We start from the raw sequence: 15,679 nt of genomic DNA, 5'->3' as shown, positions 1-15,679 counted from the left end.
TGTGCGCAAGGGCATCGCATAGGCTCGTCGACGATATGAAGAGCTACCTCACGCCCTTGGGGTCCAAGGCCGACAAGGACACCGTGCGGCGCCACAACCTGAGCCTCGTGCTGCGCGCCGTGCGGGACGAGGGCGAGGCCGGCGAGGCGACCCGGGCCGGAGTGTCGGCCCGGGTCGGGCTCACCCGTGCCGCGGTGTCCTCCCTGGTCGAGCAGCTGCTGGACAGCGGCTTCGTGACCGAGTCGGGCAAGACGTTCAGCGGTCAGGCCGGGCGCCCCGGAACGGCCCTGAAGGTGGCGCGCACCGGGCCGGCCGGACTCGGCGTGGAGATCAACATCGACTACGTGTCGGTGTGTGTCGTGGATCTGGCGGGCACCGGCCGGGTGCGGCAGACCGAGCACCTGGACAACCGCGGGGCTCCGCCGGAAGAGGTCCTGGCCCGGGCGGCGGCGATCGCCGCCCGCACGCTGGACTCGGCGCGGGAGCAGGATCTGTACCCGGTCGGCACGGTGCTGGCGCTGCCGGGCCTCGTCTCGGGCGGTTCGGTGCGCCAGGCGCCGAACCTGGGCTGGAACGAGGTCGCCGCCGAGGAGCTGTTCGCGGAGGCGCTCGCCGGACTGCGCCCCGGCACGGCGCCTCTGCCGGTGCGCTCGGAGAACGAGGCGAACCTCGCGGCGCTGGCCGAGCTGTGGTTCGGCGGACTCGACACGGTCCGCAGCTTCCTCTATCTGACGGGCGAGATCGGTGTCGGCGGAGCCCTGGTGCTCGACGGCGAACTGCTGCGCGGCGCCCACGGTTTCGCCGGGGAGATCGGACACGTGGTGGTGGACCCCGCGGGCCCGGAGTGCCGCTGCGGCTCGCGCGGCTGCCTGGAGCAGTACGCCGGCCAGTCGGCTCTGCTGCGCGCGGCCGGCATCGACGAGGCCGCGGGCGGGGCGGCCGGAGTGATGGAGCTGGAGCGGCGGGCGCAGGCCGGCGACCCCGTGGCGCTGGCCGCCGTGGCCGACGCAGGCCGGATGCTGGGGCAGGTGCTGTCCGGCGCGGTCAATCTGTTCGACCCGGACGCGGTGGTGCTCGGCGGGATATACCGCGGGCTGGTGCCGTGGCTCTCGCCCCCTGCCGACGAGGAGCTGACGGGCCGCGTGGTGTCCGGTCTCTGGTCCCGGGGCGGCGGCAGGCTGCGCGCGTCGTCCGTCGCGGGTGACGCGGCGCGGGGCGCGGCGGCGCTGGTGGTGCAGGACGTGCTGGCGGACCCGGTGGCGTACGCCCCGCCCGCGTCCGCGGACGCCTGACACCGGGTCCGGCCGCACCCCCGGGGCCCGGCGGTGGTACGTCGCCGTCGGGCACCGGGGGGTGGTGTCAGCGGACGCCGATGAGGTGTTCCATGGCGAGCTGGTCGAGGGCTTCGAAGGCCATGGAGCGTTCGGCGGTGGCGGTCGCGTCGAAGTCCTCGTAGGCGGACTTGTCGGCGAGGAGGGCCTTGAGGCCGTCGTCGGCGGTGGGGCGGGCGAGTTCGTCGAGGCGGGAGGCGGTCAGGGCCTCCTGGACGGCGGGGTCGGCGCGGAAGGCGGCGGCGCGCTCCTTGAGGATGAGGTAGTTGCGCATGCAGTTCTTCGCGGACTCCCAGACTCCGTCGATGCCGTCGGTGCGCACGGGCTTGAAGTCGAAGTGGAGGGAGCCGTCGTAGCCGGCGGTCTCCAGGAGGTCGACGAGCCAGAAGGCCTGGCGCAGGTCGCCGGCGCCGAAGCGGAAGTCCTGGTCGTACTTGATGCCGGACTGGCCGTTGAGGTCGAGGTGGAAGAGCTTGCCGGACCACAGGGCCTGGGCGATGCCGTGGGGGAAGTTCAGGCCGGCCATCTGCTCGTGCCCGGTCTCGGGGTTCACGCCGACCATCTCGGGGCGTTCCAGGCGCTCGATGAAGGCCAGTGCGTGGCCGATCGTGGGCAGGAGGATGTCGCCGCGGGGCTCGTTGGGCTTGGGCTCGATCGCGAAGCGCAGGTCGTAGCCCTGCTCGGTGACGTAGTCGCCCAGCAGGTCGAAGGCCTCCTTCATCCGGTCCAGGGCCACACGCACGTCCTTGGCGCCGCCGGACTCCGCGCCCTCACGCCCGCCCCAGGCCACATACGTGCTCGCGCCGAGCTCGACGGCCAGGTCGATGTTGCGGATGACCTTGCGCAGCGCGAAACGCCGCACGGCACGGTCGTTGGAGGTGAAACCGCCGTCCTTGAACACCGGGTGCGTGAACAGGTTCGTGGTGGCCATCGGGACCTTCATCCCGGTGCGCTCCAGCGCGTCCTTGAACCGGCCGATCAGCCGCTCCCGCTCGGCCTCGGAGGACCCGAACGGAATCAGGTCGTCGTCATGGAACGTCACTCCGTGGGCACCGAGCTCGGCGAGCCGCTCCACCGACTCGACCGGGTCCAGCGCGGGACGCGTCGCGTCACCGAACGGGTCGTTGCCACGCCAGCCCACGGTCCAGAGACCGAAGGTGAACCTGTCCGCGGGGGTGGGGGTGAAGCGATCCGTCATGATGTGTCCGCCTTCGCCTGCCTGGGGTCCGGAGCCGTCGCCAGTACCCCGAACCTATTTGTTCACTGACATGATTAATTATGCACACGGCACGGCGTGGACGTAACCCCCCGGAAGGCGAAACGGGGGCCGCCTCTGTTCCGGACGCCGTCGATCACGTAATTTGTTTGTCGCACTCCCAAAACCCGCACCGCCGGAATCCGCACGAGAAGAGGTAGCCCATGCCGCCGCGTACCGTCGTCATCGGCGTGGACAGCTCCACCCAGTCCACGAAGGCTGCAGTCACCGACACCGAGACCGGTGAGCTGCTGGCCGTCGGCCGCGCCCAGCACGTCGTCACCGGCGATGGCGGGGCGCGCGAGACCGACCCCGAGGTCTGGTGGCAGGCGCTGTGCGACGCCGTGGCGGTCGGGCTCAAGGAGTCGGGCCTCTCCGCGTCCTCCGTCATCGGCATCGCCGTCGCGGGACAGCAGCACGGACTCGTGGCCCTCGACCGGACCGGCCGCCCGCTGCGCCCCGCACTCCTCTGGAACGACACGCGCTCCGCGCCCCAGGCCGCCGCGCTCGTCGCCGAGCTGGGCGGCCCCGAGGCGTGGACCGCCCGTACGGGCACGGTGCCCGTCGCCTCCATGACCGCGACGAAGTGGCGGTGGCTGCGCGAGAACGAGCCGGCGAACGCCGAGGCGACGGCCTCCGTGCGACTGCCCCACGACTTCCTCACGGAGCGGCTCGCGGGCGTCGCCGCGACGGACCCGGGCGACGCGTCGGGCACGTGCTGGTACTCCACCGCCACGGGCGCCTACGACCCGGAGCTGCTCGACCGGCTCGGCCTGGACCTCTCCATGCTGCCCGAGGTCGCGGCGACGGGCGGGACCCGGATCGGCTCCCTGACCGAGTCCGCGGCGGAGGCGCTCGGCCTGCCGGCCGGAATCGCCGTCGCGGCCGGCACCGGTGACAACATGAGCGCCGCGGTCGGTCTCGGCCTGGGCGGTGCGGGGCTGCTGGACCATCCTGTCCTGAGCCTGGGCACCTCGGGCACGGTCTTCGCCGCCTCCCGGACCCGCCCGGAATCCACGGCCCTCTCCGGCTTCGCCGCCGCCGACGGTACGTACCTCCCGCTGGCCTGCACCCTGAACTGCACGCTGGCCGTCGACAAGGTGGCCTCCCTGCTGGGGCTGCACCGTGACGACGCGACGCCCGGCGGTGAGGCCGTCCTCCTCCCGTACCTGGACGGGGAGCGCACCCCTGACCTGCCCACCTCCTCCGGGCTCCTCACCGGACTCCGGCACGACACCACACCGCAGCAGCTGCTGGGCGCGGCGTACGAGGGCGCGGCCTTCACCGTGCTGCGGGCACTCGACGAACTCCTGCGGGCCTGCGGCCTCGACCCGGCCGACCCCGAGGTCGCGGGCCGGCCGCTGCGGCTGATCGGCGGCGGTGCCCAGGGCCGCACATGGGTGGAGACCGTGCGCCGGCTCTCCGGGCGACCCCTGATCGTGCCGGGCAGCGGCGAACTGGTCGCGCTGGGTGCGGCCGCGCTGGCCGCCTCCGCGGCGGGCGGCGGCGACCCGGTGGCCATCGCCACGCGCTGGAACGCCAAGTCGGACGACGCCGAACTCCCGCCCGTGGAACGGGACACCAAGACCTGGGAGCACGTCGGTTCGGTGCTGGACAAGGCCGCGGAGCCCCTGCTCGGCGGATGAGGCAGGGCCCCGAAATCGCGTCCGGCGCACGCGTTTTGGGGATGACTGCGGATCTTCAATAGGATCCGGCGATGATCATAAGAAAACGGCTGACGGCCGGGGTGTGCGTCCTGCTCGCCACCCTGGCCGCCGGGCTCGGCACCGCCCTTCCGGCCGCCGCAGACGAACCCTCCACCGCCGCATCACCCAAGGTCGAACTGGTCCTTGACGTCAGCGGCTCCATGCGCACCCGTGACATCGACGGCGAGTCCCGCATATCCGCCGCCAAGCAGGCCTTCAACGACGTCCTGGACGCGGTGCCCGAGGAGGTGGAGCTCGGCATCCGTACGCTCGGCGCCGACTACCCGGGCGACGACCGGAAGGTCGGCTGCAAGGACACCAAGCAGCTCTACCCGGTCGGTCCGCTCGACCGCACCGAGGCCAAGACCGCCGTGGCCACTCTGGCGCCGACCGGCTGGACCCCGATCGGGCCCGCCCTGCTCGGTGCCGCCGACGACCTCGAGGGCGGGGACGCCACCCGGCGGATCGTCCTGATCACCGACGGCGAGGACACCTGCGGCCCGCTCGACCCGTGCGAGGTCGCGCGCGACATCGCCGCCCGGGGGATCCACCTGGTCATCGACACGCTCGGCCTGGTGCCGAACGCCAAGATCCGGCAGCAGTTGACCTGCATCGCCGAGGCCACCGGCGGCACCTACACGGCGGTCCAGCACACCGATGAACTCTCGGGACGCGTCAAGCAGTTGGTGGACCGTGCCGCGGAGCCCGTCATCACCCCCGTGGCCACCGAGGGTGCGGGCAGCTGCTCCGCGGCCCCGGAGCTGAAGGCCGGGCTCTACACGGACCGCCAGGAGATCGGCAAGCACCGCTGGTACCGGGTGGACGTCCTGCCCGGCCAGGAACTGCGCGCCTCGGTGAGCGTGGCGGCGGACCGCGCCGTGAACGACGACTACGGGGTCCTGCTGCGCGCGGTGACCACCCACGGCCGCGAGATCGTCCGGGGCTCGGAGTCCGGCACGGGGCGCACGGACGCCGTCTCCACCGGGCTGCGGTACCCGAAGCCCGACCAGGACGACGCGGACGACACGGACGTGAAGCCCGCCGCCGAGGCCGTCTGCCTCCAGCTCAGCAACTCCTTCTCGGCACCCCCGTCCGTGAAGACCACTCCCGGCATGCCCGTCGAGCTCACCATCGACGTCGTGGACGCCTCCGACGACGCCTCCGACGTCGCCGCCTTCGGCCTGGGCCGTGGCTGGTGGCTGCTGGGCGTCATGGTGCTGACCGGACTGATCGCGGGTCTGCTGTTCGGCTGGATCTCGCGCTGGCGCGTTGCCGTATGGAGGACCAACTGATGCGTACCACCGGCAGAACCACCTTCGGCCGCGCGTGTGCGGGCGCGCTGCTGGCCGCCGTCACCCTGCTGACCTCGGCGGGCGCCGCCGTCGCCGACGACCCGTCCGCGAGCGCGAGCCCCGCGGAGGACGGGACGGCGGGACCGACCGAGGCCGGCACCACCTTCCGCACCGCCACGGCGATGCGCCAGGAACAGACGGCCACCGCCGACGCGTCCACGGGTGACTTCCTCTACTGGTCGTTCCCCGCGGACTCGGGCCAACGCCCCACCGTCCGCGCGAAGGTGAGCCTTCCGGAGAGCGCCACCCGGCACGGCGCGTCGACCTGGCAGGTCGACGTCTACGACGGGCTCCGCCGCCGGCAGGCCTGCATGTACGGCCACCAGACCAGGAAGGCGGCACCGGACGCGGGCACCGTCGAGCTGTCCTGTGTACTGCGTACGGTCCGCGCCTGGTCCGAGCCGTGGGCGTCCGACCCGCTGCCCGGCACCTACTACGTGCGCCTCACGGTGGTCGGCCTGGCCGAGGAGGACCTCGGTCTGCCGGTCCACGTGGAGACCGAGGTCACCTCCGACGGCCAGGGCGGCGCCCACGACGTGGGCGGCTCCCTCGCCGAACCCCTGGTGCCGGGCGTCTCCGTCGCCTCCGCGCAGGGCGGCGCCCCGGCCGCCGGCGAGCCGGAGGACGGCTGGTCCTCCGGATGGTGGACCGACCGCTGGCTGTGGACCGTCGGCGGAGGCGTACTCGCCGCGCTGGCTGCGGTGTTCGGCTACGGCCTCACCCGCGGCGGCGGTCGTCCTTCCCGGGTGCCGCCGGGGGTCTGATCGCGCAGCACGGGACCAGAGGGCCGCAGGACGCCACCTGCGGCCCTCTGGCACACCGGGCCCCCTGCGAAGGCCCCTCTCGAACCCGTGGCCGACTGGCATTAGGCTCTGCAACTCACGTACTGCACAAGGCAGATGACGGGAGTTCCCCATGTCCACGGAAACCGGTGCGGCCCTCGACGCCGAGCCGCGCGGCCACCGGATCGTCCAGGGGCCGAGGGGCCTCCCCCTGCTGGGAAGCCTGCCGCAGTTCGGCAAGGACCCCCTGGCCTTCTTCGAGCGGCTGCGAGGGTACGGGGACATGGTTCGCTGGCGCTTCGGCCGCAAAGACTGCGTCTTCATCGCCGATCCCGAGTGCGTCGGGGAGCTGCTCACCGAGACGGAACGCACCTTCGACCAGCCGCTGCTGGGCGTCGCCTTCCGTACGGTCATGGGCAACGGCGTCGTCGTCGCGCGCGGCACCGACTGGCGGCGCAAGCGGTCGCTGGTGCAGCCCTCGGTGCGGCCCAAGCAGGTGAAGTCGTACGCCTCCACGATGACGGCGTGCGCGGTGGAGCTGGCCGACACCTGGTCGGGCGGTGAACGCGTCGACATCAAGCGGGAGATGGCGGCCCTGACGCAGAAGATCGCCGTCCGCACCATCTTCGGGGTGGACACACCGGCCGACGCGGAGTCGATGGGCCGCGCGATGGACATCGCCCAGCAGGAGATCGGCAAGGAGTTCAGCGGACTCGGTGCCGTCCTGCCCGACTGGGTGCCCACACCCGGGCGGGCCAGGATCAGGAAGGCCGCGGCGGTGATCGACGCGGAGGTCGGTCGCGTGGTGGCCCGGCACCGGGACGGCGACGGGGAACACCCCGACCTGCTGAGCCGGCTGCTGACCGCGGTGGACGAGACCGGGGCGCACCTCTCCGACCAGGAGATCCGCGACGAGACGGTCACCCTCTACATCGGCGGTCACGAGACGACCAGTTCCACGCTGGTGTGGGCCTGGTACCTGCTCTCCCGCACTCCGCACGCCCTGGCGGCGCTCACCGAGGAGCTGGACCGGGTCCTCGGTGACCGGGAGCCGGGGATCGACGACTACGCACGGCTGCCGTACGCCCAGGCGGTGGTGAAGGAGACCCTCCGGCTGTATCCGACGATCTGGCTGGTCACCGGGATCGCCAAGGAGGGGGCCCGGATCGGCGGCGTACCGATGCCGGAGGGCACACGGGTGTGGAGCAGCCAGTGGGCGACCCACCGGGACGAACGGTGGTTCCCGGAGCCCGAGGCGTTCCGCCCGGAGCGCTGGGACGCGGAGGCCGTGGACGAGATCCCGGAGTACGCCTGGTTCCCGTTCGGCGGCGGGCCCCGGGTCTGCCTCGGTACGCGCTTCGCGATGGTGGAGTCGGTGCTGATCCTCGCCGTCCTGGCGCGCCGGTTCCAGCTGGAGGTGGACCCGGGCCCCGTCGGCCCCGTACCGACGCTGACCCTGCAGCCCGACCGGGAGGTCATGGCGACCGTACGGGCGCGCTGAACGCGCCGACGGGTGAAGCCGGCCGGGAACGCTTGACCTCAAGCTTGCTTGAGGTCCTAGCGTGCCACGCATACCGACCGACTTTCCCGGAGGCACCGCATGGACATGGAAGTCACCGCGTGGCATTCACTGCACAGCACCGTGAACGCGCAGAAGGATCGCAGACCGTTCTCCAAGGCCACGCTGCGCCGCATCGGAAGGTTCGCCCGGCCCCACCGGGACAGGATTCTCCGCTTCCTGCTCGTCAGTGTGGTCACCGCCCTGCTGGCGGTGGCCACACCGGTGCTCGCCGGGCAGGTCGTCGACGCGATCGTGCAGGGCGAGGACGGTGGAACGGTCACCCGGCTCGCCCTGCTGATCGCCCTGATCGCCGTGGCGGAGGCGGGGCTCGGACTCCTCACCCGGTGGCTGTCGGCGACCCTCGGCGAGGGGCTGATCCTCGATCTGCGTACCGCCGTCTTCGACCACGTGCAGCGGATGCCCGTCGCCTTCTTCACCCGCACCAGGACGGGTGCGCTGGTCAGCCGGCTCAACAACGACGTGATCGGCGCCCAGCGGGCCTTCAGCAACACGCTGTCCGGTGTCGTCTCCAACCTCGTCACGCTGCTGCTGACCCTGGCCGTGATGCTCACGATCTCCTGGCAGATCACGCTGCTCGCCCTGGTGCTGCTGCCGGTGTTCGTCGTACCCGCCCGCCGGATGGGTTCCCGCATGGCCGATCTCCAGCGGGAGGCCGCCGGCCACAACGCCACCATGGGCACCCAGATGACCGAGCGCTTCTCGGCGCCGGGTGCGACGCTGATCAAGCTCTTCGGACGGCCCGCCGACGAGTCCGCCGAATTCGCCTCGCGGGCGAGCCGGGTGCGTGACATCGGCATCCGTACGGCGATGCTGCAGTCCACCTTCATCACGGCGCTCACCCTGGTCTCGGCACTGGCCCTCGCGCTGGTCTACGGGCTCGGCGGCTACTACGCGCTGCGCGGCAGCCTGGAGCCCGGGGCCGTCGTCGCACTGGCCCTGCTCCTCACCCGGCTCTACGCACCGCTGACGGCTCTGGCAGGGGCCCGGGTCGAGGTGATGAGCGCCCTGGTCAGCTTCGAGCGGGTCTTCGAGATCCTCGACCTGAAGCCGCTGATCACCGAGAAGCCCGACGCCCGCCGGGTGCCGGACGGGCCGGTCTCCGTGGAGTTCGACGGGGTCTCCTTCGGCTACCCCACCGCCGACAAGGTCTCCCTCGCCTCGCTCGAAGAGGTCGCCACGCTCGACTCCGGGGGTGGCGCGCAGGTGCTGCACGACGTCTCCTTCACGGCCGAGCCGGGCCGGATGGTCGCGCTCGTGGGCTCGTCCGGAGCCGGGAAGTCGACGATCGCGCAGCTCCTCCCCCGGCTGTACGACGCCGACGCGGGCGCCGTGCGGCTGAACGGAGTGGACGTACGCGACCTGACGGCCGATTCGATCCGGGAGACGCTCGGCATGGTCACCCAGGACGGTCACCTCTTCCACGAGTCGGTGCGCGCCAATCTGCTGCTCGCCCGGCCGGGGGCCACCGAGGAGGACATCTGGGACGCGCTGCGCCGCTCCCGCCTGGACGGCCTGGTCGCCTCGCTGCCCGAAGGACTGGACACCGTGGTCGGCGAGCGCGGCTACCGCCTCTCCGGCGGCGAACGCCAGCGGCTCACCATCGCCCGGCTGCTGCTGGCCCGTCAGCGGGTGGTGATCCTCGACGAGGCGACCGCTCACCTGGACTCCACCTCGGAGGCGGCCGTCCAGGAGGCACTGGCCGAGGCCCTGGAGGGCCGCACGGCCGTGGTCATCGCCCACCGGCTGTCGACGGTGCGGGCGGCGGATCTGATCCTGGTCGTCGAGGACGGCCGGGTCGTCGAGCGGGGCACGCACGAGGAGCTGCTGGCCGCCGGAGGGCGGTACGAGGAGCTGCACCGCACCCAGTTCGAGCGGCCGGGAGACGCGGAGACCCACGCACTGCGCTGACCGGCGGGCAGCACCGCCCCGACCGCCCTCTGGCCCTCTGGCCCTCTGGCCCTCTGGCCCTCTGGCCCTCTGGCCCTCTGGCCCTCTGGCCCTCTGGCCCTCTCCGCAACAGTGATACATACTGTGGACGTTTGTTTCACCCCGATGTGGAGGGAAGCCATGGACATCGACGAGGCACGGACCCTGTTCTCCGCCCTGCGCGCCAAGGACTCCACCGTCCCGGCCGCGGAACTCGACGGCGTCTGGGCCGCGTTGCCGACCGTCCTCGTCGACGACGTCCTCGGCGAGTGGAAGGGCGGCGAGTTCGAGACCGGACATCCGCTCAACGGGATGCTGCAGAAGGTCGGTTGGTACGGCAAGACGTTCCTCTCGGCGGGCGACGCGAAGCCGCTCATGATGCGAGGGGAGGACGGCCGGCTCTACAGCGACACCGAACTCGGCAAGGGGGAGGCGAGTCTGTGGATGGTCGAGTTCCGGGGTGAGTCGACGGCCACCATGGTCTACGACGGTCAACCGGTGTTCGACCATTTCAAGGCGGTCGACGACCGCACCTTGATGGGCATCATGAACCGCAAGGGTGTCGGCCCCGACGGACCTTTCTACTACTTCTTCCTCGACCGCGTCTGAGCCGGCCCGAGGTGTCCGGCCGACGGGGACGGAGCTGATTCGTGAGAGCCGCAGTGGTGGACGCGCTGGGCAGTGGATTCGCCCTCCGGGACGTCGACATCTCCGAACCCACGGGCCGCGAGGTGCTGGTGGAGGTGAGGGCGTCCGGTCTCTGCCACACCGACCTCACCGTCGCCACCCATGCCTTCGGCGACTTCCCCCCGCCCGTCGTCCTGGGACACGAGATCTCCGGTGTGGTCGTCGCCGTCGGCCCGGACGGCGGGGCGTTCGCGGCCGGGGACCACGTCGTGGGCTGCCTCGTCCAGTGGTGCGGCAACTGCCCCGCGTGCCTCGACGGCAGGGTGTACCAGTGCGGACGCCCCGGGACGACGCTGCGCGATGCCGGGCGGGAAGGACCACGGCTCAGCCGCGCCGGCCGGCCCCTCACGCAGGGGATGGGGCTGGGCGGCTTCGCCCAACGGGCCCTCGTCCACGAGAACCAGCTGACCGCAGTACCGCGCCGGATGCCTTTCCCTCAGGCCGCCCTGCTGGGGTGCGCGGTGCTGACCGGCGCGGGATCCGTCCTCAACGGCGCCCGCGTCACGGCAGGTGAGACCGTGGCCGTGATCGGCGCCGGGGGCGTAGGACTCAACGCGGTCGGCGCGGCCAAGATCGCGGGGGCCTCCCGCATCGTCGCGGTCGACGTGCAGGACGGCAAACTGCGGCGTGCGATGGCCCACGGCGCCACGGACGTGGTCAACTCCGCCACCACGGACGCCGCCGCGGCCGTCCGCGAGCTGACCGGGGGCGGCGTACTGCACGCCTTCGACATGGTCGGCGTCGGGGCTACGACGGAACTGGCGCTGCGCATGACGGCCCTCGGGGGCGGCGTGTACGTCGTGGGCCTGGCGGGGAGCGGAGGAGACCTGCTGTTGTCGCTGCCCCGGCTTCTGCTGCAGCAGAAGCGGATCCAGGGCCTGATCATGGGATCGGGGAATCCCCGGCGCGACATCCCCCGTTACGCGGACCTGTATCTGCGGGGACGCCTGAACCTCGACGACCTCGTCTCCCGGGAGATCGCCCTGGACGGGATCGACGCCGGTTACGCCGCCCTCCAGGACCCTGACGTGGCACGGGTCGTCATCACGTCCTTCTAGGCAGGTCCCGCTCCCGGCGGGTCGTGACCACCACCGGGAGGCGGCCTGTCGACGTTGCGTGCTTCCTGCGCCCGCTCGTAACGTGACCGGTGTCCGTCGAGTCGGCCCGACCCGGCTCCCACTCCTGAAACCGGGTACGCATGAGTCAGTCACACTCCCCCTTCGGCGCATGGATCCGGCCGATGACCGCCCGCAACACCGGGGAGGCACACCGCTCGGCGACCATGCTCGAGCTGTTCTTCGACCTGTGCTTCGTCACCGCCGTCGCCCAGGCGTCGGCCGCCTTCGAGCACGAACTCGCCGAAGGCCACATCGGGCACGGCGTCCTCGGCTACGCCATGGTGTTCTTCGCCATCTGGTGGGCGTGGATGAACTTCACCTGGTTCGCCTCCGCGTACGACACCGACGACGTCCCGTACCGGCTGCTGACGCTGGTCCAGATCGTCGGTGCCCTCGTCGTGGCCGCCGGTGCGGCGGAGGCCCTCCAGCACGAGGACTTCACCGTCATCACCTGGGGCTACGTGATCATGCGGCTGGCCATGGTCACCCAATGGCTGCGCGCCGCCCGCTCCGACCCCGAACGGCGGCGCTCCTGCCTTCGTTACGCGGTGGGCGTCCTGATCGTGCAGGTCGGCTGGGTCGCCCGCCTGGCACTGCCGGAGGACTGGGGCCTGGCGACGTTCGCCGTCCTGGTCCTGGCCGAGATCGCCGTCCCCGTGTGGGCCGAGAACGCGGCCATGACCACCTGGCACCCGCACCACATCGCCGAGCGGTACGGCCTGTTCACGCTCATCGTCCTCGGCGAGACCATGACGGCAGCCACCGCGGCCGTCCGTACGGCCCTCGACGAGGAGACGGCGCTCGGCGACATCGCGACCCTCGTCGTCGGCGGCGTACTCACCGTGTTCGCCCTGTGGTGGCTCTACTTCTCCCAGAACGCCCCCAGGAAGCTCACCGGCCTCAGGTCGGCGATCCTCTGGGGCTACGGCCACTACGCCGTCTTCGCCTCGGCCGCGGCGGTCGGCGCCGGACTGGCGGTCAACGTCGCCCACACCACCGGTCACGGCCACCTCTCCGACCGCGCCGCCGCCGCGACGTTCACCGTCCCGGTGGCGATCTTCATCACCTTGGTGTGGCTGCTGCACCACCGGGCGGACGAACTCCGCAGCCGCAACGACCTCATCCACCCGGTGGCCGTCCTCGCCGTGCTGGCCATGACGTTCATCCCGGTCCCGGTCCTCGCCACCGGCCTCCTGGCCGCCGCGCTGGTCGCCGCCACGCTGGTGGTGGCGGCGCGAGCGGGCGGCGGGACAGATCTCTCCGAGGCCGTTAAGTGAACCGGAGTTCGGCCGGATGCGACACACGCCGCAGGAGCGGCAGAGATGTCGCCGCGGCCAGCAGGCAGGCCGCGTAGACCACCACGGGAACGAGGAGCGGGAGCAGGGGGACGGGCCCGCCCACGTACCTGGCGTACGCCAGGTACACCACCGTTCCCCCGGCGCCGGCGAGCAGAAGCGCGGGCGCCAGGGGGAGCGCGGTCTCCAGGAGCGCGGCTCGGGCCAGGACCTCGTGGGGCACCCCGGCGGCGGCCTGGGCCGCCAGGCCTCTGCGGCGCGTGGCCAGCGACTCGGCCGTGCCCACGGCGAGACCGCAGAGACTGATCGCCAGGGCGACCAGGACGGCGGATCCGGCGACGCCGATGCCGGTGGTGTAGAACCCCATGTCCATCGCCAGGGCGTCCTGAGCATGCAGGTCGGCGAGCAGGACGGCCCGCACACCCACGAAGCCCACCCCGACGACGGTGACCAGCACGAGCGCGGCGTGGGTGCGCGCGGCCGCCCAGGGGTCGTGCGCGAGGCGGCCGGCGGCGATGAGCACCGCCGGATGTTGCGCACGGCGGGTGAGCCGCCGGCCCAGGAACGACGCCGATGCCCCGGCCGCCCAGATGGCACCCGCCCCGGTGACGAACACAAGAGCGAGGACCAGCAACAGGAACGCCGCGGAGCGGATGGTGGTGGGGAAAAGGACGAGCAAACCGGCCGCGGAGATCAGCACGGACCCGAGCAGGAAGCCGAAAAGCGCCCGGCGCCCCGGGTCCGGGGCCGAACGGCGCACCTGGTCGAGCGGCGACGCGACCACGTGCCGCAGGGCGAAGACGCTGACCAGCGCCGCGGCCACCGGAACGGCGAGGACGACCGCAGCGAAGCCCGCCCAGGCCGCGGGACGCGGCGCGTGCCCCGTTGCGGCGAGGAGTACGGCGAAGGCGGCGACACCCGCCACGGAGCCGGGCAGTGAGGGGAACGCGGACTCCACCGCGGCGATCCTCCGGACCTGCGTGGGGGTCGCGCCGGTGAGCCGCATCCCGGCCATCCTCCGGTGCCGGTGCACGGCGCCGATGCGGGCGCACTGGCCGAGGAATCCCAGTACGGGCAGCACCAGGAGGACGAGTGTGAGCACCACACCGGCGCGCTCGCCGGGTTGGTTGAGCAGGCCGTGTCCGTAGGGGATCGACACCTGCCCCGGGATCGCGGAGATCGCTACCGCCGCGAGCGCGAAGCCCGTGGCGGCAAGGGCCCCCAGCGCGGTGAGCAGGATCCTCCACCACTCGCGGCGTTCCGAGCCGCGCGCGAGGATCCAGGCGATGCGGATGTCAGCCCTCATGGCGAACCGCCTCATGGCCGGTGACAGCGGCGGATCCGGAGTGGACGACCCCGTCCCGCAACCACACCTCTCGGTCCGCGTACGCCGCGGTCTGCGCGTCATGGGTGATCAGCAGGACCGCCGTGGCCGATTCCCGGGCTGCGTGCACCAGGGCGGTCATCACCTGTTCCCCGGCGAGCGAGTCGAGCGCCCCGGTGGGCTCGTCCGCGAAGACAGCCTTCGGTCCGGTGACCAAGGCGCGTGCCAGTGCCACCCGTTGGCTCTGCCCGCCGCTCATCTCGCCCGGGCGCAGGTCCGCCTGCCCGCGGATACCGAAACGCTCCAGCCACTCGCCGGCCTGCTCGTTCGCGGTGCCGCGGCGTATCCCCGCGAGCAGCAGGGGCAGCGCCACGTTGTCGAGCGCGGTGAGTTCGGGGATCAGCTGCCCGAACTGGAACACCACCCCGAAGTCGCTGCGCCGCAGCTCGCTGAGCCGCTGCTCGGGGAGCAGGCCGAGATCCTCCTTCCCGTACGCGACGACGCCGTCGTCGGGGCGGACGATCCCCGACAGACAGTGCAGCAAGGTGGACTTCCCGCTGCCGCTCGTGCCGGTGACGGCCAGGATCTCGCCCTCGTGGAGGTCGAGGGAGGCGCCTCGCAGCGCCTCCGTCTTCCCGTACGACTTCCGCAGACCGCGCGCCGAGATCAGCGCGCCCGCCCCCGATGGAAGCTCTTCGTCCCGTGCGTTCATGTTCCGTTGACCTCCGAGGTCAGAGTGTCGATGCGGGCCGCGGTGGTGGTCATCCACCGCACGTCGGCGTCGAGATGGACAAGGGCGTAGTCGGCCGAGAGCACAGTGCTGAGATCGGCGCCCGGAGAGGTCTTGAGTGCGGTGAGCTCCCGCATGCGCTCCATGTGGGCGGCGCGCTGGGCTCTCAGATGCGCTGCGGCGTCGGGTTTCCGTCCGTCCTGGCCCGGCTGCGCGGGGACCGCCGCGACGAGGATCGAGACCACGACCTTCGCGAAGATCTCGTTCGTCACGAAGGGCGCGGGCACGGTGATCTCCTCGGCCCAGCGGTCCAGTTCACGTGATCCCTCACCGGTGGACCGGTAGAGGGTGCGCTCCGGTCCGCCGTCGGAGTCGGTGCCCTCGACCGCGGCCAGGCCGTCACGTACCAGGCGTTGCAGCGTCGTGTAGACCTGCCCGTACGCGAGCGGGCGGGCCTGCGGGAAGCGGGAGTCGTACTGCCGCTTCAGGTCGTAGCCGTGGCAGGGCCCGGCCGCGAGCAGGCCCAGGAGGACATGACGGGTACTCATGGGCGGACTATATCCTCAGTACATGTACTGAGCGAATAGTGAG

General features: G+C 71.9%; 13 protein-coding genes. 9 read left to right on the top strand and 4 right to left on the bottom strand.

Features of this window, described 5'->3' with window-relative positions; translation table 11 throughout:
• The first annotated feature begins 35 nt into the window (after positions 1–35).
• Positions 36–1,292, top strand: coding sequence for an ROK family protein (locus OG379_RS33200; protein ID WP_405666827.1), 1,257 nt, complete (start codon positions 36–38; stop codon positions 1,290–1,292).
• Positions 1,293–1,359: 67 nt separating this feature from the next.
• Here OG379_RS33200 and xylA read toward each other — a convergent pair whose 3' ends face one another.
• Positions 1,360–2,529 (bottom strand): xylose isomerase, encoded by a 1,170-nt coding sequence (gene xylA, locus OG379_RS33195; RefSeq protein WP_405666826.1) that lies wholly within the window; start codon positions 2,527–2,529, stop codon positions 1,360–1,362.
• A gap of 221 nt (positions 2,530–2,750) precedes the next feature.
• Here xylA and xylB point away from each other — a divergent pair, with 221 nt between their 5' ends.
• From xylB to OG379_RS33155, 8 genes are all read left to right on the top strand, one after another.
• Positions 2,751–4,232 (top strand): xylulokinase, encoded by a 1,482-nt coding sequence (gene xylB / locus OG379_RS33190; RefSeq protein WP_405666825.1) that lies wholly within the window; start codon positions 2,751–2,753, stop codon positions 4,230–4,232.
• Between the two features lie 71 nt (positions 4,233–4,303).
• The gene (locus OG379_RS33185) at positions 4,304–5,584 is read left to right on the top strand and encodes a VWA domain-containing protein (RefSeq protein ID WP_393767201.1); all 1,281 of its coding nucleotides are present in this window, start codon (positions 4,304–4,306) and stop codon (positions 5,582–5,584) included.
• A complete protein-coding gene (locus OG379_RS33180) occupies positions 5,584–6,408 on the top strand; it encodes a hypothetical protein (RefSeq protein WP_405666824.1) in 825 nt (274 codons plus the stop codon). The genes OG379_RS33185 and OG379_RS33180 overlap by 1 nt, the downstream gene beginning before the upstream one ends.
• Before the next feature lie 151 nt (positions 6,409–6,559).
• Complete coding sequence (locus tag OG379_RS33175; RefSeq protein WP_405666823.1) at positions 6,560–7,927, top strand: cytochrome P450; 1,368 nt, start codon at positions 6,560–6,562, stop codon at positions 7,925–7,927.
• 99 nt (positions 7,928–8,026) lie between these two features.
• Complete coding sequence (locus OG379_RS33170; RefSeq protein WP_405666822.1) at positions 8,027–9,916, top strand: ABC transporter ATP-binding protein; 1,890 nt, start codon at positions 8,027–8,029, stop codon at positions 9,914–9,916.
• Positions 9,917–10,075: 159 nt separating this feature from the next.
• Positions 10,076–10,543, top strand: coding sequence for a DUF4334 domain-containing protein (locus tag OG379_RS33165; RefSeq protein ID WP_405666821.1), 468 nt, complete (start codon positions 10,076–10,078; stop codon positions 10,541–10,543).
• Between the two features lie 41 nt (positions 10,544–10,584).
• Complete coding sequence (locus tag OG379_RS33160; RefSeq protein ID WP_405666820.1) at positions 10,585–11,679, top strand: zinc-binding dehydrogenase; 1,095 nt, start codon at positions 10,585–10,587, stop codon at positions 11,677–11,679.
• Between the two features lie 140 nt (positions 11,680–11,819).
• Positions 11,820–13,016, top strand: coding sequence for a low temperature requirement protein A (locus tag OG379_RS33155; RefSeq protein WP_405666819.1), 1,197 nt, complete (start codon positions 11,820–11,822; stop codon positions 13,014–13,016).
• Here OG379_RS33155 and OG379_RS33150 read toward each other — a convergent pair.
• Genes OG379_RS33150 through OG379_RS33140 form a run of 3 tightly spaced genes read right to left on the bottom strand, consistent with a single transcriptional unit; the run spans position 13,009 to position 15,636 of the window.
• On the bottom strand, positions 13,009–14,340 hold the full coding sequence (locus OG379_RS33150) for an FtsX-like permease family protein (protein WP_405666818.1): 1,332 nt from the start codon (positions 14,338–14,340) through the stop codon (positions 13,009–13,011). The two genes, OG379_RS33155 and OG379_RS33150, sit on opposite strands and share 8 nt — an antisense overlap.
• A complete protein-coding gene (locus OG379_RS33145) occupies positions 14,330–15,070 on the bottom strand; it encodes an ABC transporter ATP-binding protein (protein WP_405666817.1) in 741 nt (246 codons plus the stop codon). Before OG379_RS33145 ends, OG379_RS33150 begins: the two co-directional genes overlap by 11 nt.
• Positions 15,067–15,636 (bottom strand): PadR family transcriptional regulator, encoded by a 570-nt coding sequence (locus OG379_RS33140; protein WP_405666816.1) that lies wholly within the window; start codon positions 15,634–15,636, stop codon positions 15,067–15,069. Before OG379_RS33140 ends, OG379_RS33145 begins: the two co-directional genes overlap by 4 nt.
• Positions 15,637–15,679: the final 43 nt, after the last annotated feature.

It is taken from the genome of Streptomyces sp. NBC_01166, assembly GCF_045039765.1.
In the GTDB taxonomy this organism is placed as follows: Bacteria; Actinomycetota; Actinomycetes; order Streptomycetales; family Streptomycetaceae; genus Streptomyces.
This window is presented reverse-complemented; position numbering and strand designations above follow the sequence as displayed.